Origin of the sequence: Kitasatospora aureofaciens (assembly GCF_001188955.3) — a bacterium.
Classification (GTDB): domain Bacteria; phylum Actinomycetota; class Actinomycetes; order Streptomycetales; family Streptomycetaceae; genus Kitasatospora; species Kitasatospora aureofaciens.
On the sequence record NZ_JPRF03000023.1, the window covers coordinates 93840 to 117678 of the forward strand.

Genomic DNA, 23839 nt, shown 5'->3' on the forward strand with positions numbered 1-23839 from the left:
CGGTCCGGAACCGCGGCCTCGAAAAACAGGTACTCCGTGTCAATGCGTCCGGGTGAGGATAGCCGTCATGACGGACGAAGAAGCCGGCGAGCCGCTCGGCCACGGGTCGTTGCCGATGTCGCCCGGCAGACGGCGCACGGCCTTCAACGCCTATGTCGCCCGCTACCCCTGCCCCGCCCGTGGAGGTTCCGACGCCATGACCAGCTCCGAACTCGGCCGCTTCTACGACGACTTCGCCCGCGACTACCACCTGCTCTACGCCGACTGGGACGCCTCGCTCGCCCGTCAGGGCGGCGCGCTGGACGCCCTGATCCGCGCACGCCTGGGCGAGGCCCCCGCCGAGGTGCTGGACTGCGCGTGCGGCATCGGCACCCAGGCGATCGGCCTGGCCGCGCTCGGCCACGCGGTCACCGGCACCGATCTCAGCCCGGTCGCTGTCGCCCGGGCCGCCGCCGAGGCCGCCGGGCGCGGGCTGCGGCTGCCCGCGGCTGCCGCCGACATGCGCAGGCTTCCCTTCCCGGACGGGCGCTTCGACGTCGTGGTGTGCGCCGACAACGCGCTGCCCCACCTGCTCACGGCCGAGGACGTCCGCGCCGCGCTGGGCGAGATGCGCCGGGTCCTGCGACCGGGCGGGCTGCTGCTGGTCTCCACCCGGCCGTACGACCGGCTGCGCCGCGACCGCCCGGCCTCCACCCCGCCGCAGACCGCCGAGCGGGACGGCCGGCGGTCGGTCGTCTTCCAGCTCTGGCACTGGCGGGAGGACGGTGAGCACTACGACCTGGAGCTGTTCCAGCTGCTGCCGGACGACGCCGCGCAGTGGCGGGTCACGGTCCGTCGCTCCAGCTACTGGGCGCTCGGCCAGGCGCAGTTGAGCTCCTTCGCCGCAGAGGCGGGCCTCGTCGGGGCCGACTGGGAGCAGCCCGACGCCACCGGTTTCTTCCAGCCCCTCCTGATCGCCCGGGCGCCCTGACCTGCCGTTCCTTCCCCGCGCAGCCCCGCCGGCCTGCCCCTCACGGGACGGCGGGGTGTTTTTGCGCCCTTCGTTTTGCCGGTCCGTGTTACTTTTTACTCATGCGAGTAAATCCTCAGGACGCCGCGGCTCCGGAGAGCGGCCGGACCTTCGTCACCGACGCCCGGCGTGCCCAGATCGTCACCGCGGCGATCGAGACCGTCGCGGAACTCGGTTACGCGCGGGCCTCGTTCGCACAGATCGCCAAGCGGGCCGGGCTGTCCAGCGTGCGGCTGATCTCCTACCACTTCGACGACAAGGGGGACCTCTTCCAGGCCCTGGTCGACACCGTCCAGGAGCAGGCGCGGGTCGCCATGCAGCCGCGCGTCCGCGCCCAGCACGAACCCGCCGCGATGCTGGCCGCCTACATCGAGGCCAACCTCGACTTCCTGGCGGAACACCCCGTCGAGGTGCGGGCGCTGGTGGACGTCCTCGCCAACGCCCGCCGGGAGGACGGCAGTCCGCTGGTCAGCGCGGCCGGCTTCGACACCCCCGTCGCCCTGCTCGTGCAGCACCTGCGGGACGGCCAGCGCAGCGGCGCCTTCCGGCCCTTCGACGCGGAGGCCATGGCCATGGCGATCCGCGCCTCGATCGACGCGGCCGCCAACCGGCTCGCCGTGGGCGACGACTTCGACCCGCGTGCCTACGGGCGCGAACTGGTCACCCTGTTCGGCCTCGCCACCGCGAACGGAGGCGCGTCATGACCGTCCGCACCGCTCCGCGCCGGACCGCCGGCCTCTTACCCCTGCTGCTCGACCTCGTCCTGCCGCTCGGGGTCTACTACGGGCTGCGCCTCGCCGGCGTCGACCAGTGGTGGTCCCTGCTCTGGTCGGCCGCGGTACCGGCGGCCACCGTCGTCGTCCGCCTGATCCGCACCCGCCGCGTGGACTTCCTCGCCCTGCTGATCCTCAGCATGATCGGGCTCGGGCTCCTCCTCTCCACGCTCACCGGCGACCCTCGCACCCTGCTGGTCCGCGAGGCCTGGACCGGCATGCTCGGCGGACTGATCGGCGTCTGGCTGCTCGCCTCCGTCGGCTACGGACGACCGGCCCTGATGGTCCTCTTCCGCTCGTTCGTGCAGGTCAAAGCGGGCGAGGACGGGCTGCGCGCCTGGGAGGGGCGCTGGCACCAGGACGCCGCCTTCCGCCGCGGACTCCGGGTGCTCACCACGGTCTGGGGCGCGGCCAGCCTGCTCAACGCCCTCGCCCAGCTCGTCTTCGCCCATCTGCTGCCGGTCGACGCCGCGCCAGCCGCCATGCAGGCCTGCTGGCCGGTCATCGCCGTGCCGCTGTTCCTCTTCCACCTCGCCTACACCAAGCGCCAGGGCCTGCGCGCCTGAGCGGGACGGACCCTCCCTCGACCGACGCCCCGCCCCGGGGGTCGACCGGCGGCGGACGGAACTCGAGGCCGCTGCCGCTCGCCAGTCCACGCGCCCACCGGGCACCGGGCCACCGGGCTCACCCGTGCGGAAACGCCGGGTGCCCGGCCCGCTCCTCGGGAGCGGGCCGGGCACCGGAACGGAGCGGACGGTCAGCCCTGGCTGTCGTCGTCCTCGGACAGCTCGTTCGGGTTGATCGACCAGATGCCTCGGCCGAAGGTGGCGGCGTAGAGGCGCCCGTCGGGGCCGGTCTTCAGCTGCGCCACCGCGGTGGTGGGCAGGTTGCGGCCGAGGACGGAGAAGTTCCTCTCTCCCGGCGCGCGGTAGAAGGCGGCGAGGTCGGTGCCGAGGGCGAGGCCGCCGTTCGGCAGGAGCTTGACCGAAGTCGCGGGGACGTCGGGCAGGTTGGCCGAGACGTCGGTCCAGGTGGCGCCGCCGTCACGGGTCTCGAAGAGGTGGCCGTTGCCCGCGCCGGGGCCCTCGGTCCAGGTCCGCGAGAAGCCGTTGATCGCGACGAAGACGTGCTGGGCGTCGTTCTGGTCCACCGCGAAGGAGGAGATGTAGCGGTTGGGCACGGTGCCGTCGACGGGCAGGTTGAGCTGGTGCCAGCCGGTGCCGTCGGTGTTGCCGACCGCGATGCCCCGGCTGAAGCCCTGGTTGTTGCACGGGCCGCACCAGCCCGCGTACACCGTACCGTTGACGGTGGCCACGGCGGTGGCGACGTGCCCGGCGCCCAGGTCGTAGGCGGAGGTCCACTCGCTGCCGCTGCGGATCGCGTACCCCTTGTGCTGCACCCAGACGTGCCGGCCGCCGGCCACCCAGGTGTTGGTGTCCTTGGGGTCACTGGTCATCGGGGCGATGAACCTGGCGGCGCTGGAGTCCTTGTCCGGCGGGGCGACCTCGTAGGAGGTGGCCTTGCTCGGGTCCTTCGTCCAACTGCCGTCGTTCACGGCGCAGTTCTGGGTGACCCACATGTCGAGGTAGACGTACTCCTCGGCGATGTTGCAGCCGTTGGCCGGGTCGACCATGGTGTCGCCGCCGTCGCCGCCGAAGTTGGAGCCCATCACCTTGTCGTGGGCGCGCAGGATCGACTCACCGTTGTCCTGCAACCCACCGCTGACGATGACGCCCTTGCCGGACTTGTCGGCCGGGTCCTTGCCGACGCCGACCGAGTAGTACTGCAGGGTGTCCATGGTGCCGTCGTTCAGCGACGTCCAGTCCTTGCCGTGACCCCAGGCGTCCAACTGCCCGTTGCCCGGCCGGCGGTAGATGCCGCCGTCGTTGCCGACGTAGACGTTCACCTTGCCCTGGTAGCTGCCGAAGGCGACGGCGTGCTGGTCGGAGTGCACGGTCGGCGAGCAGTCACCGGTCTGCTTCGTCGGGTCGATGCTCCAGCACGGGAAGCCGTTGTTCCAGTACGGCCCGACGGTCGCCCACTTGGCACCGCCGTCGGTGGTCTCGAAGACCTCCTCCAGACCGGCGTAGACGTGGTCCGGGTTTGCCGGGTCGACCTGGAGCGACTGGTTGTACCAGGACTGGATGCCGGGCTGGTAACCCGGGTCCTGAAGCGCGGAGCCGGAGCCCTTCAGCTTGTCCTTGTCCGCGATCAGCACCCAAGGCCCGTACGGGGATCCGGACTTGGAGACGTAGATGCCCTTGAGGCCGGTGTCCGGGTTGTGCGCGGCGACGTCCGGCGACTGGTCGATCGCGTAGTAGCGCGAGCCGTCCGCCGAGCGCGCGAAGGTGACGTTGCCGACGTTCGCGGCGTCCGTCGGCAGATCGCCGAGCGAGGAGACCCGCTGCCAACTGCCGTCCGCGGCCTTGCCGTAGAAACCGTTGTAGGTGTCACCGCCACGCCAGCCGACCGCCAGGATCACCTTGGACGGGTCCCTGGGGTCGATCGCGATGTCGTTGGCGATGTTCTTGTACGGCGCGCTCGCGTCCTTGGCCTTCGAACCGCCCGGCAGGTAGTCCGGGTTGGGTGCGAACTCCAGCTTCCACGGGCCGGACAGATCCGACGTCGAGTGGCTCCAGACCCCGCGGCTGGTGGCCGCCCATACCTTGCCACCGCCGAAGCGCAGCGCGTGGATGATGGTCGACTCCAGCTCCGACCCGCCCACCCGGTTGCCCGGCTGGAACTTGCCGTGCTGGGGATCGGCCAGCACGTACACGCCGGTGCCGACGTACGAGGTGGCGCCGGTGTTGGACTCGCCGGTGGCGTACCAGAGCCGCCCGCCCTCGTCCAGGTTCAGCGTGCCCGTCGACAGGGTCGGCAGCTTGTCGGCGATCGGCTCCCAGTGCCCGCCGCCCGTGCGGGAGCGGAACACGCCGCCGTTGGCGCCGCCCGCGTAGACGTAGCCGTTGCTGTCCGCCGCGATACCGGTGATCCGGCCGGTCACCAGCCCGGCGCCGCCGCTGGAGTTGGAGTTGACGTCCCGGTAGCGCGGGTCGTCCGAGTTGTACGGCTCGTCGGTGACGTGCTTCCAGTCGCCGTCCGTGTGCGGCATCGACTGGAGCTGCGACCAGGCCGCACCGTACGCACCCGGCGCGACGACGCCCGGCGCGGTGCGCGCCTCGGTGTACTGGGCCACGCCCTCGGCGGAGTTCTCCGCCTCGTCGCCACCGTCCCCGGCCCCCGAGTCGGCCTTGGGGCTGAAGGTCGACCGGGTGGTGGTGGCCCCGGTCTTCTTCGCGTGCTGCTTGCCGATGTCCGCCTGGTGCCGCACCTGCCAGGGCTGCGGTGCGGACGGCGCCGACGGCGCGGCGAGCGCCTGGCTGGTGGTCAGTCCGAGGGCGGTGAGCGTGACGGCGCTCAGCAGCAGCCGTCGGTGTTGCCTGATGGGCACGAGTGCGGTCCTCCCCTGTGGCCGGCCGCGCGGTCACGCGGCCCCGGCGAAACAGGGGGCCAAGCCTGCTCGGTGCGCTCCGTCGGGGGAAGGTCCCTACGGTAAGAAACGGTTAAGACCCTTACCGTCTACAACAGTTGGCATTCACGGAATGCCCGACACCCGCCACAATCCGATGTCCGGTCATCCCCGCCCCGGCCACGGACGCGAGCGCTGCCGCAGCCACCGTCGCAGCCGCAACCACCGCCGGAGCGCACGCGCCGAGGCGACCGGGTCGAACTCTCCCGGGCGCTCCCGGGTCAACGGGTAGCAGGCGAGGCCGATCAGGACTGCGCTGAGGTGGCCGATGCCCGTGTAGTCCCGGCCCTGGTGGAGGCCGAGGACGTACACGGCCAGCACCCCCGCCAGGTACAGGTACCGCCAGGGCCGCACGACCAGGTAGGTGAGCACCCCGACCACCCCGGCGAGCGCGTAACTGACGCCGTAGTCGAGCGTGTAGACCGCCTTCGGCGCCGCCAGGCCCCGGTGGATCGCCCAGCCGAGGACGCCTTCGCTGAGGTAGGTCGCGCCGACGTGTGCCAGCACCGCCACCGAGAGCCAGCGCAGCGTGCCCAGCCAGCGCTCGGCGGGTACGTGGAAGAGGTTGTAGAGCGCGAAGTAGCCCAGCCAGCCGCCGCCCGCGATCCACAGCGCACTGGTCGCCAGCACCCGGACCGGTGAGACCTGGAGGTGGTGCAGATTGGTCGAGCGGCGCTCCAGGATGCGGTCCGCGGTCGCCGCGTCGACGTGCCGGATCACCTCCGTGGTGGCCAGCAGGATCGCCAGCCAGATGTAGGTGCCGGGAGCCCGCCGGACGTAGCGCCACACCGCCCGGGCCGCCCGCGCCCACCAGGCCCCCCGGCACGCCCGCGGCACCCTGGTGGCGCTGCCGCTCATCGGCGCCTCCTCGACGGTCCCGACGCTCCCCCTCACCCTCGCCCGCACCGGCCTCCGCCCGCCGCCGCGACGACCCGTACGGGTGATCCCGCCCCGCCTCCGCTTCGACCTCCGACCCCTGCTCCGCCCGCCTCCGGGCACCGCCGAGGGTACCGGCCGAGGACCGTCGCCACGGCGGCCCTCGGGAACTGGCATAGGCTGGTTCTCCGGCCGCCCGTGGAGCCGCCGGGCACCGGACACCGCACAGCGAGGGCGCCAGCCACGATGAGGGACCGCCTCGGAACGACCAGGCCGACCGACACCGACCCCACCGACGCCGGCCCGGCGGCTGCCGCCCGGCGTCCGGTCTCCGGAGCCTCCGCCGGGGCTCCCTCCAGAACGGCCGCCCTGAGAGCGAACGCCACCGCGACGGCCGTCCGTCTGCGGCTCACCACGGTCTACGTCCTTCTGCTGACCGCCGTCGCCTCCTGGCTCGCCACCCAGGGCCACGCGGAGCGGGCCCGGTTCGTCCGGCACAACAGCAGCAACGTCCACCACATGGAAGTCGGCAAGTGGTGGTCGCTGTTCACCAGTGGTCTGGTGGTCGACGGCGTCCCGGCCTGGGCGGGCATCGCCGCCGTCGCCGTGGTCCTGGGCCTGGCCGAGTGGCGCTGGGGCCCGACCCGTGCGGGCGCGGTCTTCGCCTCCGGGCACGTGGGCGCGACCCTGCTCACCGAGGGTGCCATGTGGGTGATGCTGGTCGCCCGGATCCCGGGCGCGCTCTCCCGCGCGCGGGACGTGGGGATCAGTTACGGACTGGTCGCCACCGCCGGCTGCCTGCTGGCCCTGGGCCCGCCCGCGCTGCGCCGGTACGGCCTGCCGGCCCTCGCCCTGGCACTGGCCGGAGCCTGGGCGGCGGACCAGCAACTGGCGGACGCCGGGCACCTGGTGGCCCTCGGGCTGGGCGTTCTCGCCTCCCGCTCGCCCTGGCTGCTGGCCCGCGCCGCCCGCCCGCACCCCGGGAGAACGCCACCGCCGCGGCCGCACCGCCAGGGACCGCACCGCCGAGAACCGAGCCGAACCCCCTGACCACGCCGCCACCGCACCCCACCGCACCACCGCACCGCCGCACCGCCGCACCGCCGCAGCACGGACGGGCCGGACCCCATCCCCGGGAGTCCGGCCCGTCCCACATTCGGCCCCCAACCCCCCTGCCGATCCTCCGACTTGGCCCGTCCACCGGGCGGCCCAGAACGCCTTCCCAAGCGACCGCCCCGACCGACGCGTTCGTATGCTCTTGCGGTACTCTGCAAATCTATGCCAGAGTGCGGGCATCGGATCAAACAGGCCGAATCCCCTCACACGTCGCTAAATCAGGAGCCCGCGCCGCGCGGGTGGGTCAAGGGTGCATGCATGTCGAAGGTCTTGAGCAAGCTGCCGGTCGGTGAACGGATCGGCATCGCATTCTCCGGTGGGTTGGACACCTCCGTCGCGGTCGCGTGGATGCGCGAGCACGGCGCCGTCCCCTACGCCTACACGGCCGACATCGGCCAGTACGACGAGCCGAACCTCGCCGACGTCCCGGCCCGCGGCCGCGCGTACGGCGCCGAGCAGGCCCGCCTGATCGACTGCCGGGCCCCGCTGGTCGAGGAGGGCCTGGCCGCCCTCGCCTGCGGCGCCTTCCACATCCGCTCCGCCGGGCAGACCTACTTCAACACCACCCCGCTCGGCCGCGCCGTGACCGGCACCCTGCTGGTGCGGGCCATGCAGGGGGACGGCGTATCCATCTGGGGCGACGGTTCCACCTACAAGGGCAACGACATCGAGCGGTTCTACCGCTACGGCCTGCTGGCCAACCCCAACCTGCGGATCTACAAGCCGTGGCTGGACCAGGCGTTCGTCGACCAGCTCGGCGGCCGCAAGGAGATGTCCGAGTGGCTCGCCGAGCGCGACCTGCCGTACCGGGACTCCGCCGAGAAGGCCTACTCCACCGACGCCAACATCTGGGGCGCCACCCACGAGGCCAAGCGGCTGGAGTTCCTGGACGCCTCACTGGAGATCGTCGCCCCGATCATGGGTGTCGCCTTCTGGGACCCGGCCGTCGAGATCCAGACCGAGGACGTCACGGTCGAGTTCGAGTTCGGCCGCCCGGTCCGGATCAACGGCCGTGAGTTCGGCGACGCCGTCGAGCTGGTGCACGAGGCCAACCGGATCGGCGGGCGGCACGGCCTGGGCATGTCGGACCAGATCGAGAACCGGATCATCGAGGCCAAGAGCCGCGGCATCTACGAGGCCCCCGGCATGGCGCTGCTGCACATCGCCTACGAGCGCCTGCTGAACGCGATCCACAACGAGGACACCATCGCCACCTACCACACCCAGGGCCGGCGCCTCGGCCGCCTGATGTACGAGGGCCGCTGGTTCGACCCGCAGGCGCTGATGCTGCGCGACAGCCTGCAGAAGTGGGTCGGCCAGGCCGTCACCGGCAGCGTCACGCTGCGGCTGCGGCGCGGCCAGGACTACTCGGTGATCGACACCCAGGGCCCGCACTTCAGCTACCACCCGGAGAAGCTGTCGATGGAGCGCAGCGTCGACGCCGCGTTCGTCCCGGACGACCGGATCGGCCAGCTGACCATGCGCAACCTGGACATCGCGGACTCCCGCAGCAAGCTGGAGCTGTACGCGGGCCACGGCCAGCTGGCGCAGTGGAGCGGCCTGATCGGCGAGCTCGCCCCGGGCGGCGCGGCGCCGATCGCCGCGGGCAACGGCCACGAGGCGGAGTCCACCGCGCTGGACCACGCGGCGATCGAGTCCGGGACCGACTGATCGGGCGTCGCCCGTTCCAGCCGGTCCCGGGGGCCGCCGCACCGCACCGGTGCGGCGGCCCCCGGCCGTTCCTCCGCAGCCGACCCTCACCCGAACGGCCGACCCGGTCGTGCGCCCCGCCCCCGGACGTAGCTGAATGGCGGACGGCGCCCGCCGACGGGAAGGCAGGTCCGGGGATGGGTGAGGCGGTCGGTCCGGTGCTGGCCTCGGCGGTGGCGGTCGCGCTCAGTCCGCTGCCGTTGATCGCCGTGCTCCTGATCCTCGCCTCGCCACGCGGCCGACCCAACGGGCTCGCGTTCACCGCGGGCTGGGTGCTCGGCCTGGCAGTGGTCGTGGCGCCGGTGCTGGTGGCGGGCAGCGCACTGAACCCGGCGGACGGCGCTCCGACCTGGTGCTCCTGGCTGAAGCTCGTCCTCGGCGCCGCACTGCTCCTGCTGGCGGCCGAGCAGTGGCGCGACCGTCCCCGCCCCGGGCACGTCACCGCGCCCCCGGCCTGGCTGCTGGGGATCGATCGCCTGACCCCCATCAGGTCCGCCGGGCTCGCCGCGGCGCTGGTCGTGTCCCCTCCCAGGACCCTGCTCCCGGCCGTCGGCGGGGCCGCCTCGATCGCCGCCGCCCGGCCCGCCCCCGGGGCGATGGCCGTGGCCGCCGCCGTCCTGGTGCTGATCGGCTCGCTGGGCACCCTCCTGCCACTCGCCGTCCAGCTCCGGGGTGCCGACCGCTCGGTCCGCGCCCTCGGCGAGTGGCGCGCCTGGACGGCCGCGCACAATGCGGCGATCATGACTGCCGTCCCGATCGTGCTCGGCGCCGACTACCTCGGCAGCGCCCTCTCCGGACTCACATAGGGCCGGTACGGACTCGCACGGGGCCTGCCCGCTCCCCCTCAGCGGATCCGCGTCACCCCCCGCCCCCGCACCGCCCGGACGCCCAGAGGCCCGGCGTCGGCGGCCCCCGTCCGGGCCGCCACCGCCTCCCGAAGGGTCAGCAGGATCTCCCCGTCGTACCGTTCCGCCAGCAGCCGGGCCAGCTCGGCGGCGCAGCCCGGACGGGCCTGCGGGGCCAACTCCGGCAGCCGGCCCGGGGCGCTGAGGTCCTCGGCCTCGGCTGCCCAGCGGGCCGCGTCGCGCAGCTCGCCCTCGGCGGCGTAGTGCACGGCCAGGCAGTGGACGGCCAGTTGGTCGCCGTACTGGGCGCCGATCCGCCACCAGAAGACCGCGTCCGCCGTACGGCCCATGCCGTAGAGCATGCAGCCGAGGGTCCGGAAGGCGGCCTTCTCGGCGAGTTCGAGGTCCAGCGCCAGCTCTCCCGGCTCCGCCGCTCCGGCCACTCCCGCGCACAGGTGCCGCAGGTCGCGCCGCAGTTCGGAGCGCCCGGCGGTCCGGGGGTGGTCCCCGGCCGCGAGGGCGTGCGCGGCCGGGCGACGGTGGGCGGCCGGGCGGGGCGCTCACGCCCGGCCGGGACGGCCCGCCGGGCGTCGGCCAGCCGCTCGGCCAGCCGACGGGTGAAGGCCGCCGGATCGTGGTCGCGGAACTCCTGGTGCAGTTCGGCGGCGTGCGCGTGCAGCAGCGCGGCGACCTTCATGTGGCCTGCCCGCCGTCGTCCGGGTGCTCCAGCAGGTACTCCAGGTGGCGCCGCCCGAGGCTGTAGTAGGTGCGGGCGGTGGTGTGCGCGATGCCGAGCGACCGGCCGATGTCGGGGTACGACAGGCCCGACTGGCGCAGCCGGACCACGTCGGCCTGGATCGGCGCGGCCCGCGCGAGCTCGTCCATCGCCCAGTCCAGGGCGTCCAGCTCGGCGAGTTCCTCCAGCTCGTCCTGGCTGGTGTCGGGGCGGCGCTGGGCGATCACCCGGAGCCGCTTGCGCTCGGCTCGGCGGCGTTCGCGCAGGACGTCGATCACCGCGTCCTTGACGATCTTGAAGGCGAAGGCCTGCGGGTCCTCGCTGGCCAGGGCGCGGCGCCAGTTCTTGTAGAGCGTGGTGCCGGCGTTCTGCACGGCGTCCTGGGCGTCCTCGCGGTGGCGCAGACGCTGCTGGGCGTAGCGGAGGTAGCCGGTGTTCTCGCGGGTGAAGAACGCCTCGAAGTCGTTCGGCAGGTCGTCGAGCGGGTCGGCCCGCAGGCTCCGCTCCTCGCCCGGCCCGGGAGTGTTCACACGCGCCCCCTTCCTGGGTCAGCTGGCCGGCCCACCGGGTGGCACGCCGACGGCCCTCTGGGGGCTCGTGGTGTAACCGTCCGGGAGGCGCGGGTTGTTGACCGGATCGGGCGGACAATTGGCGAAGATTTCCGTTCACTTTCGAACAGCGCCGCTGACCTGCCCGTTCGCACTCGCGGACCGACACCCGACCGGCCGCACGTGACCCAGATCACACCTCGCTGGAGACCGGCTTGACAAGCCCTGCGGCGCCCCCGCCACGATCGGCGCCCGCCACGGCCACGGCTACGGCGCCGGCTCCACGTCCGCCGAGTCCAGCGCGACGGTCACCCGGTCCAGCAGCTCCCGCAGCGCCGCCAGGTCCTCGACCGGCAGCCCGGTCGCGGCGAGCAGCCGGCGCGGCACCTGTCCGGCACGCCCGCGCAGCGCCGACCCCTCGGCGGTGAGGGTGACGGTGACCGACCGCTCGTCCTCCTGACTGCGCTCCCGGCGCACCAGTCCGGCCGTCTCCAGTCGCTTGAGCAGCGGGGAGAGGGTGCCGGAGTCGAGCCGCAGGCGCTCGCCGATCCGCTTGACGGGCAGCTCGCCGTCCTCCCAGAGCACCAGCATGACCAGGTACTGCGGATAGGTCAGTCCGAGATCCCGGAGCAGGACCCGGTAGACGCCGCCGAAGGCGCGCGAGGCCGCGTTGAGCGAGAAGCAGATCTGCTGGTCGAGGCGGAGCAGTTCCTCGTCCGCCATGCCGGGGAGCGTGGTCATGACCCCATGGTACCGATCACAGTTACGCAATTGAGTTGTGCGCAATTGAATAGCGTGCTCTACTTATGGAGCGGTCGGCAGCCGGACCTCGACCGAAGGCCCGACCGCCGCCGAAGCACGACCACTCCGCACGCCCCCGCGCACCTCCACGCACCACGGACCGCGCACCACGAAGGGACCTACCATGGACGCGCTCTACACCGCAGTCGCCACCGCCAACGGCCGCGAGGGCCGCGCCGTCAGCTCGGACGGTCAGCTCGACCTCGCCCTCGCGATGCCGCCCGCGCTTGGCGGCAGCGGCCAGGGCACCAACCCCGAGCAGCTGTTCGCGGCCGGCTACGCCGCCTGCTTCGCCAGCGCCCTCGGCCTGGTCGGCCGGCAGGCCCGGGTGGACACCAGCGAGGTCTCGGTGACCGCCGAGGTGTCCATCGGCAAGGACGACGCCGGCTTCGGCCTGTCCGTCGTGCTCCGCGTCGAGCTGCCCGACGCGCTCGCGGGCGAGAGCGGCCTGCAGCTGGTCAAGCAGGCGCACGAGGTCTGCCCGTACTCCCGCGCCACCCGGGGCAACATCCCGGTCGAGCTGGTCGTCGAGTAACGGGCAGGACAGGGGCGATCGCGCACCGAGGCCCGCCGCACTCCGCGTGCGGCGGGCCTCGCCCGCCCCTCCGAAGCCCCGGCCGACCCCGGTCAGCCCGCGCTCGGCCCACCTACCCCGCTGGGGCCATCCGGCCCACCAGCCTCTCCAGGCCCACTCGTCCCGCTCGGCCCGTCCGGCGAGCGCAGCGTCTCCCGGCGGTGCCGGTACTCCTCCGCGTCGATCTCGCCCCGCGCGAACCGCTCCGCGAGCAGTTGCTCCGGAGTCGGGCCGTGCGCCCAGCCGTGCGGCGCGCCGGGCCCGACACCCACGGCGCCGGGGCCGTGCGCGATCGGTTGCCGCGAGCGGGAGACGTACCGGAACAGTGCGACGGCCAGGAGCACCAGCACCACCAGGACGATCAGCGTGACGATCGCCATGACGGCGATGCCCCAGCCGCCCGGCCCTCCGTATCCGGGCCCGAAGCCGTGCCCGTGCCAGTGCCTCATCAGGACCTCCTCCTCCGACCCGCCGGGCCCGCCGAGGTGCTCGGCACCGGGATCACCCTGGGTGCCGTGAGGGCCGACCGCCGTACAGCAGGGCTGCCGCACCGCCCGGGGTGATCAGCGCCTTATCACCATCGTGCGCCCGCGACCGGTCAAAGCGCCGTGAAGAAAGCCTGAGAAAACGTTCCTGCAATGCCACCCCGTTCACCGGGGTAGCGTTGCCGCCCATGAGCCACCACCCACCCGACGACCACCGCTCCCCCGAGCAGCTCGTCGCGGCCGGAGTGCTCCGCCGCCACGCCGACGGCCGCCCCCACCCGGCGCTCAACCACTCCCCGATCGCCTACGTGTCCACCGCGCTCTGGGCCGAACTCGCCGCCCTGGCCATCGCCCCCAGCGCCGCCGAGGCGACCGCCGCCGCCCTGCTGCGCGCACTCGCCGACCGCGCCGTGGACGCCGCGCTGGCCCCCGGCAACGAAAGCGCTCCGCGCGACGACCTGTACGTCACCGACCCCGCGCACATCGGCCCGCACCGCCGGGCGGTCTGGTTCCAGCGCTCCGGCCCGGGCGGCCCGGTCACCGCAGCCTTCGCCCCCTGAGGCGCACCCTGCGGAGCCCCTGCCGAGCCCCCGTCAGCGCTCGACCGTCAGGCTGTGGCAGACCCAGCTCAACCGCTCCGGCCCGCCGAACGGCGGCCGCTCGTGGTAGGTACCGTCCGACACCGACAGGTTGACGATCAGGTAAGCGTGCCAACCGGCCCCGACGCCGTGCAGGTCCGCGTAGACCAGCTCGTCCTGGACGTACCAGTCCACCGAGTTCGCGCCGAGCACCACCCGCATACCGAAGCTCGCACCGGGGCCGATCCCGACGCCACCCCCGTGCCAGTAACGGAAGCCTCCCCGCACGTGGTTGGAGATCTCCAGCAGGTCCGGGTTGTCCGGGTGGTACTCGAAGAAGTCCACTTCGTTGCCGCCGTCCCGCCAGGTCCAGATCGCCGGCCAGGCGCCCACCTCGCGGGGCAGCGTGACCCGCGTCGCGAGCACGTCCCCGGTGCGGACCTGGAAGCCCTCCGGACTGCCCTCGGTGGTCAGCAGGTTGCACGTCCAGAGCCCGCCGGTGCGGCGCCGTACGGCGGTGAACACCCCGCCGGGGCAGTACTCGTTGCTCAGGTAGTCGAGTTTGTGGTCGCTCCGGTTGGTCGGCCCCATCCGGGGGTACGCACTGCTGCGCCCGGCGATCCACTGCCTGGTCGAAGTGAAGTCAGCGTCGAACACGACCGCCACGGCCGCCTCCCCATTGCTCCGGCGCCCCGGCAGCCTCGAACCGCCGGGCACACAGGGTGAGTTCCCCGATACGCTCCGCAGTATGCGAACCGGTCCTCCGCAGTCCGGGGCGGGTTGGGACGAGCGGGACGAGCGGGGTGAACGGAGCAGCCGGGGAGGCCGGGGCTGCCTGGGCTCGCGTGGCCGCCGGGGCGACCGGACGATCAGCCGATCGACGCGGTGGCACCCCCGGCCTGGAGCCGGTCGGTCACCGAGACCACCCCGTCCACCGCGCGGCACAGGTTCAACACGATCGGTACCAGGTGCGCCTCGGGCACGCTGCCGCTGAGCACCACCCGGCCCTGGTCGACCTCCACCCCGATCTCGGCCGGGCTCACCCCGTCGATCCGGCCGAGCACCTCCTCGACGATCTCCCGCCGGATCACCCGGTCCTCGCGCAGGAACACCCGCAGCAGGTCCCCGCGGCTCACCATCCCGATGACCCGCCCCTCCTCGTCCAGCACGGGCAGCCGCTTCAGCCCGTGCCGGCTCATCAGCCGGGCCGCCGCCACCACACTGGTGTCGGGCGTGGTGCACACAGGCTGGGCCGTCATCAGGTCCGCTGCGGTGACCTCGCCGCCGTGACCCACCTGCGCCGACTCGGGCGCGGGCAGCAGGCTGGCCGGGTCCTCCTGCGCGGCCAGCGTGCGCAGCAGGTCCGCCTCCGACACCAGCCCGAGCGGCCGTCCGTCCGGGTCCACTACCGGCACCCCGGTGATGTCGTACTCGGTCATCAGCGTGACGATCTCCCGGAACCCGGTCTCGGGGGCGACCCGGACCACGGGGCTGGTCATCACAGATTCGACGGTGGCATGCGGCACGCCGGTTCACCTCGTCCAACGATGCTGGTCCGACCGGGCGCGGATCGTCCGGGCCGGTACCGGAAGCATGGCCTCCGGCCGCGCGGATCGCCAGAGGCCAAGGGGCCGAACGGGTGGGACCAAGGGCCCCGGCCATCGAACAGTTCCCCGACGAACCATCCGCCCGCGCCGTCGCTCCTCCGCGCTCCCGGCGACACCTCACCCCCCCCGTACGGCGCAACCATCACATGATCGACTCGTTGAACCGTCCACCATGACAGCACTGGCGGCACCGGGAGGGCCCGTTGGCAGTACGGACGCTGGGCGCGGCACCGGTGGCCCGGAGCGGCTGGGCCCGCCCGGTGGCGGAGGCGGAGGCCGTGCTGGTGCGCCACTACCGCCGGCTGGGAGAGGCCACCGCCCAGGACGCCCTGCAGGCCTGGGCGCGGGCCGGCTGCGCGGTGCCGGACGGCACCCCGGGCGTCAAGCAGCTCAACCTCTGGGCCTTCGCCGTGCAGCCGCTGCCCCAGAACGCGGGTTCGGCGGCCTGGTTCTGCCTGCGCGCCGACCGCTGGACGGGCGAGGGCAGTGCGGCCACCGCCGTGCTGCTGCCCTCGGCCCGGGGCCCGCAGCGCACCGGCGGCGGCCCGGGCCGCTCGTGCAGCCGGTTCGAGCAGGACACCGTGGCCTGGACGTGGTGGCGCTCCCCGCAGGGCGCCGAGTACCTGCTCGCGGCGGGCAGCCGACGGGTCACCCGGCTCATCGTCAGGGGCCCGGACTGGTCCGTCGACCGCCCGGCCCCGGACCGCACCCTCGCCGTCGAGCGGCCCGCCCGGGCCGCCGTCCGGGTCGAGGCGCTGCTCGACAACGGCAGCCGGCTCAACCCACCGCATTGACCCGGCCGGCCAACAGGGCTTCGTAGTCCGGGAGTTCGAGGCTGGACACCTGCTTGCCCAGCTCCAGCATCCGGTTCAGCACCCACCGCCGGTTGAGCAGCCCGTTGCGCAGGCGCAGCCCGGCCGCCGTGTGCGGAGCCAGGAACGGGCCGGTCCGGTCCCCGCCCTTCTGGCAGCCCTCGGCGTAGCCGCGCAGCCGTTTCTCGTACCGGGCGAAGGCGGCCCGGTGGTCGCTGCGGGCCAGCGCCAGCTCGCCCGCCAGCACGTACGCGGCCACCACCGCGGTCCCGGTGCCCATTCCGCCGATGGTGGCGCCGCAGGCGGCGTCGCCGAGCAGGGCGATCCGGCCGGTGGACCAGGAGGGGACGTCCGCGCGGCTGATCGAGTCGAAGTACAGCTCGGGCGCGGCGTCCAGGCTCCGGAGCAGTTGCGGCACCCGCCAGCCGAGGCCGTCGAAGGCGGCGCGGACCAGTGCCTTCTGCTGCCGGACGTCGTGGCGGTCGTAGCGCAGTTCGGGCGAGGCGAAGAGGCAGAAGGCGCCCGCGCCGGCCGGGTCGCGGTGGTCGGCGCCGACGGACATCAGCCGGCCGGGGACGTTCAGGGCGACTCCGCCGACCGGCAGGCCGTCGTCGTTGGGCAGTTCCCAGGTGGCCGCGTAGTAGCCGAGGTGGCGGACGAACTGCCGCTCGGGGCCGAAGGCGAGCCGCCGCACGGTGGAGTGCAGCCCGTCGGCGCCGATCACCAGGTCGAACTCGCGCGGCGCGCCGTGCCGGAAGGCCACCCGCACGCCGCTCGCCGTCTCCTCCAGGGCTTCGACGGAGTCGCCGAAGACGTACTCGGCGCGGGAGTTGCCGTGGCGGTACAGCACCTGGGCCAGTTCCCCGCGCGGGACCTCCAGCTCGCCGCCCGCGAAGTCGGCCGGCAGGTGCAGCAACCGGCGCCCCCGCTCGTCCACGAAGGTGATCGGGCTGCCGCCGGTGCCGAGGGTGCGCAGTTCCTCCAGCACGCCCATCCGCTCCAGCACGGTGAGGTGGGTGCGCCCCCGGAAGTCGACGTTCTGCCCGCCGCCGCGCAGGGCCGGGGCGAGTTCGACGACCGTGACCTCGAAGCCGTACCGGCCCAGCCAGTGGGCCAGGGCGGGGCCGGCGATGCTCGCGCCCGAGATCAGCACCCTGGTGTGCGGGGAAGCGCTCATGGAAACCACTCCGTCCGTGGATCTGATAACTGTGTCCAATGGACACAGTTCATTGCTGTGTACGGTAGACGCAGTTCGCGCGGGCGGACAACCCCCGGGACGGGAGCGGAAGATGGGCGAGGCGGCGAACGACACGGTGCGGCTGCTCTGGGACCGGCCCACCCGGCCGACCCGCGGGCCGAAGCCCGCCCTCAGCCTGGAGCGCATCGCCGCCGCGGGCGTCGAGGTGGCGGACGCCGAGGGGCTGGGCGCGGTCTCCATGCAGAAGGTGGCCGGGCTGCTCGACTTCACCAAGATGTCGCTCTACCGCTATGTCCCCGGCAAGGCCGAACTGGTGGCGCTGATGGTCGAGTCGGCGGTCGGCGAGCCGCCCGCGGCCCCGGACGCCCCCGACTGGCGGGAACAACTCACCGCCTGGGCCCGCCACTTGGCGGACGCCTTCGCCCGGCACCCCTGGCTGCTGGACGCCACCCTCGGCCCCCGGGTGCCCGGCCCCAACGAACTCGCCTGGCTGGAGCGGGTGGTGGCCGCCCTCGACGGCCACGGGCTGACCGGCGCCGAGCGGATGGACGCCGCCGTACTGCTCTCCGGGCACGTGCGCAGCATCGCGGTGCAGGCTCGCGCGACCGGCCCGCACGGCTCCCCCGAGGCCCAGCTCCTCGCCGCCTTCGGCACGGTGGTGCACCGCCACGCGGACCGCTTCCCCGCGGTGGCCGCGGCGATGGCCGATCCGGATCCGGAGGGGCGCGACCAGGCCCTGGACTTCGGCCTGGCCCGCATCCTGGACGGCCTGGCCGCCCTGATCGGCCGCCGCACGAACCGGGGAACGGAGGCGTAACCCGAAAACGCGTCGAACCGGCGCCGCACGGGCGGCTACCATCCGCTGCCATGGCGATGTTCGTGCACCTGACCGCCACGGCGAACACGCCGCGCATCCGCCGCACCGGGATCCGGGCCGACAGCCGGGGCCAGGGCGGTGTGCGGGGGGTGTACTGCTTCCCCGTGCTGCCTTCCTACACCCTCACCCACCAGTGGCTGCGCGAGCTGGCCCGGTTCGGCCCGAAGGGCTCACTGGCCGCGGTACACGTCCGCCTGGACGACGCCCAGCAGGTGCTCGTCGGGCACTACCGGGACCGCGCCGAGGAGGCCCAGCGGTGGCTGACCGCCGCCGAGGCGGTGGCGCGGATCGCTGCCCTGCCGGACCCGCGGGGCTGGGAGGTGGTCGTGCCGCGCGCGGTGGATGCCCGCGAGGTGCACCGGGTCCGCGCGGTGCCGCAGGTCGCGGGCTGGCGCTACCTCCCGGGCGCGCACGGCACCCGCCCCTGCACCTGCTTCGGCTGCCGCATCCGCGGCGAGTACGGCGGCCGGCGGCTGCGCGAGCGCCATCCGCACCCGCTGGACGGGCCGCCACCGGCCGTCCCCGTCCTGCTGGCCCGGATCGAGGCGGCGGGCGAGCCCGGCGATCCGGACACGCTACGGGCCGCCCTGCACTGGTTCGGCCTGCGCCGTCGCGGCCCGCTGGAACGCCTCACCCCGCTGGCCGCCCACCCCGACCCGACCGTCCGCCGGGAGCTGGTCTGGGCGGTGCAGGGCTGGTCCACGCCGGGCGTCGCCGATCTGCTGGACGGCCTCGCCGCCGATCCGCACCTGGACGTCCGCGAGGCCGTCGAGGACGTCCGGGCGCTCTGAGATCCGCCGAGCGCTCCGAATCCGCCGAGCGCTCCGGACTCGCCGGCGATTCCGGCTCAGGAGACGCGCTTCAGCTGCCAGGAGTTCTTGTCGAAGCTCGGCACGGCGGAGTACTGGCAGCCGGAGCTGTAGTAGCTGCTGACGATCGTCCAGCCGGCCGGCGGCCAGGTCGAGGCGCAGGCGTTGAGCACGGTGCCGACCGGGTAACCGGTGAGGTCCATGATCTTCTTGGTGTTCGGGTTGAACCCGGAACCGCACCCCGCGCTGTTCCACCACTGGACGTCCACGAAGCCGGCCGGGGTCAGCGAGGAGGAGCACATGGTGCTGGTGCTGCCTGGAGCCGCCTGGGCGGTGCCCATGGTGAGGGTGAGTGCGGCGGCGCTACAGCCGAGGGCGAGGGCGGCGGCTCGAAGTCGGGTCACGGGGCGGCTCCTTCTCGGGCGACGCGGCCTGTCCGCGCCAGGAGCCATTCCTATCGACACGAAGCACCCTTCGGACAGTACGTTTCCGGCCCCACCGGCGGCGCGTTCTCGCCCCTTCCCGCCGCGGACCGGTCGCCGCCGGGGCCTCACCTGCAACGACTCCCGCCGAGGTGCCCGTTCGGCCGGACCAGGTGATCATGGGAGAACCGCGTCTTCGGCGATTCGGCGCGCTGGTACGGGCCGGCGACGCCGGGAAGGGACCGCGATGTTCCAGCTCCTGTGGATTCTGCTCATCGGCTTCGTGCTCGGCGTCCTCGCCAAGCTGATCCTGCGCGGGCCGCAGTCGATCCCCTGGTGGCTGACCATGCTGCTCGGCGCCGCCGGGGCCTTGCTGGGCAACGCCGTCTCCGGCTGGATCGGCGTCCGCCACACCTCGGGCATCGACTGGATCCGCCACATCCTCCAACTCGCCTTCGCCGTCGCCCTGGTGGCCCTCGTGGCGCCGGCCTGGAGCAGGAACCGCCCACCCCGCTGAGCGACGCGCAACCGCGGTGGGCGGCTCAGCCCACGTGCACCGCGGGCCGCCGGCTGCGGTTGGGCTCCGCCTCGCGGAGCACCTCCCGGGTGACCGGGGCGATCTCACCCTGCCCGAACAGGAAGAACCGCAGGAACTGGGCGAAGGGGTTGCCCTCGGTCCACTCGAAGTAGATGTGCGGCTGCTGCCCGGTGAGGTCGCGCACCTGCAGCAGCAGGGCGGCCAGCGCGTTGGGCACGCTGGAACTCTGCAGCGACAGCACCCGGTAGCGCTCGTGCAGCACCTCACCGTGCACGGTCAGTTCGGCCTCGAAGTCGGACGGGTCACGCACGGTGACCTCGACGAAGACCAGGTCGTCCTCGGCCGGGATGTCGTTGTCCTGGCGGATCTGGCGGAGCTTGTCGCGGTACTCGGCGAGGTCCCGGCTGTTCGGCTCGTTGGCGATCAGCCGCAGCGGGCGGTGCATGTAGTCCCGGACGAAGCGCTCCGCGACCTCGTCCAGCACCACGTCGGTGACGCGCAGTTCGAAGGCGCGCTTGAGCCGGGAGAGGAAGGACACCAGCATGATGCCCGCGATGAAGCAGGCGCCGATCTTGACGCCGTCCGGGCGCTCGGCGATGTTCACGGCCGTGGTGTAGAGGAACACCGCGGCGATCACCGCGAAGGTGACGGTCCAGCGCCGTTCCCCGGCCTTGTGCGCGGCGATGGTGACCGCGACCGCGGCGGAGCTGATCAGCACCAGCACGCCGGTCGCGTAGGCGCCGCCCTGGGCGTCGACGCTGGCGTCGAACAGCCAGGTGAGCAGGAAGGCGATCAGGGTCAGCACGATCACCGTCGGCCGCACGGCCCGCGCCCAGTGCGGCGCCATGCCGTAGCGGGGCAGGTAACGCGGCATCAGGTTGAGCAGTCCCGCCATGGCCGAGGCGCCGGCGAACCAGAGGATGGCGATGGTCGACAGGTCGTAGACGCTGCCGAAGGCGCTGCCCAGGTTCTCGTGGGCGAGGTAGGCGAGTGCCCGCCCGTTGGCCTGTCCGCCGCTCTTGAAGGCCGCCGTCGGGATGAGCAGGGTCGTGATGAGGCTGGTGGCGATCAGGAAGACGCTCATGATCACGGCGGCGGTGGTGAGCAGGTGCCGGGCGCCGCGGATACGGCCGGTGGGCTTCTCCTCGGTGTCGTCCGGGTCGCCCTCGATGTGCGGCATCACGGCGACGCCGGTCTCGAAGCCGGACAGGCCGAGTGCGAGCTTGGGGAAGACGATCAGCGCCACCCCGATCATCGCGAGGGCGTTGCCGTGCTCGGCGGTGAGCCCGTCCGTCCAGTCGCCGAACACGTGCGGCTCCTCGAGGACGTGCCAGAAGCCGTTGACCACCACGACGACGTTCAGCGCGAGGTAGACCGCGACGAGGACCACGGCCAGGCCGATGGCCTCGCTGAAGCCCTTGAGGAAGACCGCGCCGAGCAGGGCCACCAGGACGAAGGTGAGCATCACCTGCTTGCCGGACAGGGCGCTGTGCAGGTGCGGGTTCTCAATCAGGTGCGCGGTCGCGTCGGCGGCCGACAGGGTGATGGTGATCATGAAGTCGGTGGCGGCGAAGCCGAGCAGGGTCAGCACGAAGAGCTTGCCCTGCCAGAACGACAGCAGGCGCTCCAGCATCGCGATCGAACCCTGGCCGTGCGGGCTCTCGACGGCCACCCGCCGGTAGACCGGCAGGGCGCCGAACAGGGTGACGACCACCAGCACGATGGTGGCGATCGGTGACAGCAGGCCGGCCGCGAGCGCCGCGATGCCGGGCTGGTAGCCGAGGGTGGAGAAGTAGTCGAGGCCGGTCAGGCACATGACCCGGAACCAGTGCGCGCCCTCTTCCCGGGGCGCCTCCGCGTGCGGGCCGGGGTGCTGCTTGGCCATGTCCGAGAGGCCTTCGAGCATCCACGCCCGGAACCTCGCACCCCGCGTCGGGGGAGCCGCTCCCGGTTGGGCCGAACCCGACGAGACCACGTGCACCCCTGTCCACGACTTCGGCCGGCCGCCACACGGTTCCGGCCCCCCGGGCCGCCGGACGGCGGGCCTGGTCAGGCTAGGTGACCGGCCCTCGGCCGCCCGGCAACCGCACGGGCCGACACGCCGGGGTGCGCCCGTACGGCCCTCCCGGGTGGCGGCTCCGACCGGCCGTGATCAGGGCTTCCGGCGCGGCGGTGCCAGGCACCTTCTCGAAAGGGGTAAACATGTCCGCGCGCATTGACTCGGCAGGTTGACGCGCCCACGGGTGCGGCAACGGAGCGACAGGGAGGCAGCGGTGACGGAACCGACTCGGCGGAGGATCCTCGGCCTGGGCCTGATGGCGGCCGCCGTCACCTCCTGCGGCAGCCGGCACCCGGACTCCGCGCCGCTGCCCACACCCGGCACCCGGGCCACACCCGGCACCGCCGGGCCCACCGACGCCCAGCACGCCGGCCTCAAGGGCGACGCCCAGGACGAGCAGTCCCGCCCCGGCAACCCCGACTGGCAGATCGCCGACCCCGGCCGGGCCGGCGCCGTCGAGGGCTTCGCCGACCGGGTCAGCGTGCTGCCCGGCGAGTCCTTCGGCCTGCACGTCTCCACCTCCGCCGCCGCCTTCACCGTCTCCGCCTACCGGATGGGCTGGTACGGCGGCGCCCGGGCCCGACTGGTCTGGCGCCGCGAGCACGTCCCCGGTACGAGGCAGGCCGCCCCGCACGTGGACCAGACCACCCGCACCGTGCTGACCGGCTGGCAGCGCACCCTCGCCGTGGACACCGCGGGCTGGCCCGAGGGCGCCTACCTGCTGCGCCTGGACGCAGAGGACGGCTCCGGCCGCAGCTACGTCCCCCTCACCGTCCGCTCGGCGAGCACCGCCGGCCGGACCGTGGTCATGAGCGCCCCCGCGACCTGGCAGGCCTACAACGAGTGGGGCGGCTACAGCCTCTACAACGGCCCGACCGGCACGCTGGCCACCCGCTCGCTGCGGGTCGTCTTCGACCGGCCGTACGGCTACGACCACGGCGCCGGACTGTTCCTGGTCTACGAGGCGCCGCTTGTCGCCCTGGCCGAGAAGCTCGGGCTGCCGCTCGCCTACACCACCGGGATCGACGTGGCCCGCGACCCGGGACTGCTGCACGGGGCGAGCGCCGTGCTGTCGCTCGGCCACGACGAGTACTGGTCCCCCGAACAGCGCGCCAACGTGGTCGCGGCCCGCGACGCCGGGACGAACCTGGCGATCCTCGGCGCCAACTGCTGCTTCCGCCGGATCCGCTTCGAGCCCACCGACCTCGGGCCGGACCGTACGGTGGTCTGCTACAAGGACGCCTGGGCGCAGGACCCGGGCCACCAGGCAGGTGCCCCGGCGACCACCGACTTCCGGGTCGGCCCGGGCGCCGACCCGGAGAGCTCGATGCTCGGGGTGATCTACGACGGCTACCCGGTGGACGCCCCGTACGTGGTCACCTCGCCGGACCACTGGGCCTTCGAGGGCACCGGAGTGACGGCCGGGGCGTCCTTCCCGCACCTGGTCGGCGTCGAGTACGACCGGGTCGACACCGCCTTCCCCACCCCGCGCCCGATCGAGGTGATCGCCCACTCCCCCGTCGTCTGCGAGGGCCGGCACTCCCACTCCGACACCGCGTACTACACCGTCCCCAGCGGCGCCGGGGTCTTCGCCAGCGGCACCATGCGCTGGGTCGAGACCCTGGACGCCAACGGCCCCGGCGGCGGCAACGCCGACCACGGCATCGACTCCCACGCGGGGGACGTGGTCCGCAAGGTCACCGAGAACGTCCTGCGCGCCTTCGCCGCCGGCCCGGCCGGCCGCACCCACCCCGCCCGGGACAACCTGACCGCCGTCTACGGCGCGGCGTGACGGGGCTCCGGAACCCGGCGCGCCCGGCCCCGGGCGGGAGCGGGCCCGCAGCCGGGCTACACTCGCACGTCTGACAGCAGCGCAGGTCGTCCAGGACAACCGACCGGTGCGGCACGGGGTGCCGGCCGGCGACGGCAGGAGGAAA

General features: G+C 73.3%; 24 protein-coding genes. 13 read left to right on the top strand and 11 right to left on the bottom strand.

Annotated features, from left to right (window positions below):
• The first annotated feature begins 196 nt into the window (after positions 1-196).
• The 3 genes from HS99_RS16455 to HS99_RS16465 all read left to right on the top strand — a co-directional run bounded on the left by HS99_RS16455 (position 197) and on the right by HS99_RS16465 (position 2348).
• Entirely contained in the window at positions 197-970 is a 774-nt protein-coding gene (locus HS99_RS16455) for a class I SAM-dependent methyltransferase (protein WP_030284610.1), read from the top strand.
• 101 nt (positions 971-1071) lie between these two features.
• A complete protein-coding gene (locus HS99_RS16460; protein ID WP_030553010.1) occupies positions 1072-1713 on the top strand; it encodes a TetR/AcrR family transcriptional regulator in 642 nt (213 codons plus the stop codon).
• Positions 1710-2348: a VC0807 family protein gene (locus tag HS99_RS16465; protein ID WP_046386611.1), complete on the top strand. Its 639-nt coding sequence runs from the start codon at positions 1710-1712 to the stop codon at positions 2346-2348. Before HS99_RS16460 ends, HS99_RS16465 begins: the two co-directional genes overlap by 4 nt.
• A 191-nt stretch (positions 2349-2539) precedes the next feature.
• On the opposite strand, the gene HS99_RS16470 is transcribed toward HS99_RS16465, so the two are convergent.
• Positions 2540-5233: a hypothetical protein gene (locus HS99_RS16470; RefSeq protein ID WP_030553012.1), complete on the bottom strand. Its 2694-nt coding sequence runs from the start codon at positions 5231-5233 to the stop codon at positions 2540-2542.
• A 183-nt stretch (positions 5234-5416) separates the two neighbouring features.
• Positions 5417-6169: a rhomboid-like protein gene (locus HS99_RS16475; RefSeq protein ID WP_046386610.1), complete on the bottom strand. Its 753-nt coding sequence runs from the start codon at positions 6167-6169 to the stop codon at positions 5417-5419.
• Between the two features lie 264 nt (positions 6170-6433).
• On the opposite strand from HS99_RS16475, the gene HS99_RS16480 reads away from it, so the two are divergent.
• The 3 genes from HS99_RS16480 to HS99_RS16490 all read left to right on the top strand — a co-directional run bounded on the left by HS99_RS16480 (position 6434) and on the right by HS99_RS16490 (position 9819).
• A complete protein-coding gene (locus HS99_RS16480) occupies positions 6434-7237 on the top strand; it encodes a rhomboid-like protein (RefSeq protein WP_191898832.1) in 804 nt (267 codons plus the stop codon).
• Between the two features lie 324 nt (positions 7238-7561).
• Positions 7562-8974 carry an argininosuccinate synthase gene (argG, locus tag HS99_RS16485; RefSeq protein ID WP_030553018.1) on the top strand — a complete coding sequence of 471 codons (1413 nt, stop codon included), beginning with the start codon at positions 7562-7564 and terminating at the stop codon, positions 8972-8974.
• A 176-nt stretch (positions 8975-9150) separates the two neighbouring features.
• Complete coding sequence (locus HS99_RS16490; protein ID WP_030284595.1) at positions 9151-9819, top strand: GAP family protein; 669 nt, start codon at positions 9151-9153, stop codon at positions 9817-9819.
• Positions 9820-9857: 38 nt separating this feature from the next.
• Here the strand turns inward: HS99_RS16490 and HS99_RS16495 are convergent, their stop codons facing one another.
• From HS99_RS16495 to HS99_RS16505, 3 genes are all read right to left on the bottom strand, one after another.
• On the bottom strand, positions 9858-10301 hold the full coding sequence (locus HS99_RS16495) for a hypothetical protein (RefSeq protein WP_063737865.1): 444 nt from the start codon (positions 10299-10301) through the stop codon (positions 9858-9860).
• A 250-nt stretch (positions 10302-10551) separates the two neighbouring features.
• Entirely contained in the window at positions 10552-11124 is a 573-nt protein-coding gene (locus HS99_RS16500) for an RNA polymerase sigma factor (RefSeq protein ID WP_050366341.1), read from the bottom strand.
• Positions 11125-11409: 285 nt separating this feature from the next.
• On the bottom strand, positions 11410-11883 hold the full coding sequence (locus HS99_RS16505; protein WP_030284589.1) for a MarR family winged helix-turn-helix transcriptional regulator: 474 nt from the start codon (positions 11881-11883) through the stop codon (positions 11410-11412).
• 184 nt (positions 11884-12067) lie between these two features.
• Here HS99_RS16505 and HS99_RS16510 point away from each other — a divergent pair, with 184 nt between their 5' ends.
• Positions 12068-12478 (top strand): organic hydroperoxide resistance protein, encoded by a 411-nt coding sequence (locus HS99_RS16510; RefSeq protein WP_030284587.1) that lies wholly within the window; start codon positions 12068-12070, stop codon positions 12476-12478.
• 92 nt (positions 12479-12570) lie between these two features.
• Here the strand turns inward: HS99_RS16510 and HS99_RS42590 are convergent, their stop codons facing one another.
• The gene (locus HS99_RS42590; protein ID WP_046387148.1) at positions 12571-12966 is read right to left on the bottom strand and encodes an SHOCT domain-containing protein; all 396 of its coding nucleotides are present in this window, start codon (positions 12964-12966) and stop codon (positions 12571-12573) included.
• 224 nt (positions 12967-13190) lie between these two features.
• Here HS99_RS42590 and HS99_RS16520 point away from each other — a divergent pair, with 224 nt between their 5' ends.
• Positions 13191-13562 carry a hypothetical protein gene (locus HS99_RS16520; RefSeq protein WP_030284582.1) on the top strand — a complete coding sequence of 124 codons (372 nt, stop codon included), beginning with the start codon at positions 13191-13193 and terminating at the stop codon, positions 13560-13562.
• A gap of 33 nt (positions 13563-13595) precedes the next feature.
• On the opposite strand, the gene HS99_RS16525 is transcribed toward HS99_RS16520, so the two are convergent.
• Positions 13596-14246 carry a LamG domain-containing protein gene (locus tag HS99_RS16525; protein ID WP_030553024.1) on the bottom strand — a complete coding sequence of 217 codons (651 nt, stop codon included), beginning with the start codon at positions 14244-14246 and terminating at the stop codon, positions 13596-13598.
• A gap of 203 nt (positions 14247-14449) precedes the next feature.
• Positions 14450-15079, bottom strand: coding sequence for a CBS domain-containing protein (locus HS99_RS16530; RefSeq protein ID WP_030284578.1), 630 nt, complete (start codon positions 15077-15079; stop codon positions 14450-14452).
• 311 nt (positions 15080-15390) lie between these two features.
• Between HS99_RS16530 and HS99_RS16535 the strand changes: the two genes are divergently transcribed.
• Positions 15391-15981 (top strand): hypothetical protein, encoded by a 591-nt coding sequence (locus HS99_RS16535; RefSeq protein ID WP_141763739.1) that lies wholly within the window; start codon positions 15391-15393, stop codon positions 15979-15981.
• Here the strand turns inward: HS99_RS16535 and HS99_RS16540 are convergent.
• Positions 15965-17176, bottom strand: coding sequence for an FAD-dependent monooxygenase (locus HS99_RS16540; protein WP_030553025.1), 1212 nt, complete (start codon positions 17174-17176; stop codon positions 15965-15967). The two genes, HS99_RS16535 and HS99_RS16540, sit on opposite strands and share 17 nt — an antisense overlap.
• Positions 17177-17288: 112 nt before the next feature.
• Between HS99_RS16540 and HS99_RS16545 the strand changes: the two genes are divergently transcribed.
• Together HS99_RS16545 and HS99_RS16550 are read left to right on the top strand one after the other, a co-directional pair.
• On the top strand, positions 17289-18014 hold the full coding sequence (locus HS99_RS16545) for a TetR/AcrR family transcriptional regulator (protein ID WP_030553027.1): 726 nt from the start codon (positions 17289-17291) through the stop codon (positions 18012-18014).
• Positions 18015-18064: 50 nt separating this feature from the next.
• Complete coding sequence (locus tag HS99_RS16550; RefSeq protein ID WP_030553029.1) at positions 18065-18865, top strand: HEAT repeat domain-containing protein; 801 nt, start codon at positions 18065-18067, stop codon at positions 18863-18865.
• A 56-nt stretch (positions 18866-18921) separates the two neighbouring features.
• Here HS99_RS16550 and HS99_RS16555 read toward each other — a convergent pair whose 3' ends face one another.
• Complete coding sequence (locus HS99_RS16555; protein WP_030553031.1) at positions 18922-19287, bottom strand: hypothetical protein; 366 nt, start codon at positions 19285-19287, stop codon at positions 18922-18924.
• 265 nt (positions 19288-19552) lie between these two features.
• Here HS99_RS16555 and HS99_RS16560 point away from each other — a divergent pair, with 265 nt between their 5' ends.
• On the top strand, positions 19553-19822 hold the full coding sequence (locus tag HS99_RS16560; protein WP_030284570.1) for a GlsB/YeaQ/YmgE family stress response membrane protein: 270 nt from the start codon (positions 19553-19555) through the stop codon (positions 19820-19822).
• A gap of 25 nt (positions 19823-19847) precedes the next feature.
• On the opposite strand, the gene HS99_RS16565 is transcribed toward HS99_RS16560, so the two are convergent.
• Positions 19848-21749 (bottom strand): APC family permease, encoded by a 1902-nt coding sequence (locus HS99_RS16565; RefSeq protein WP_094742930.1) that lies wholly within the window; start codon positions 21747-21749, stop codon positions 19848-19850.
• A gap of 367 nt (positions 21750-22116) precedes the next feature.
• Here HS99_RS16565 and HS99_RS16570 point away from each other — a divergent pair, with 367 nt between their 5' ends.
• Complete coding sequence (locus HS99_RS16570; RefSeq protein ID WP_370863260.1) at positions 22117-23694, top strand: N,N-dimethylformamidase beta subunit family domain-containing protein; 1578 nt, start codon at positions 22117-22119, stop codon at positions 23692-23694.
• Positions 23695-23839 lie beyond the last annotated feature (145 nt).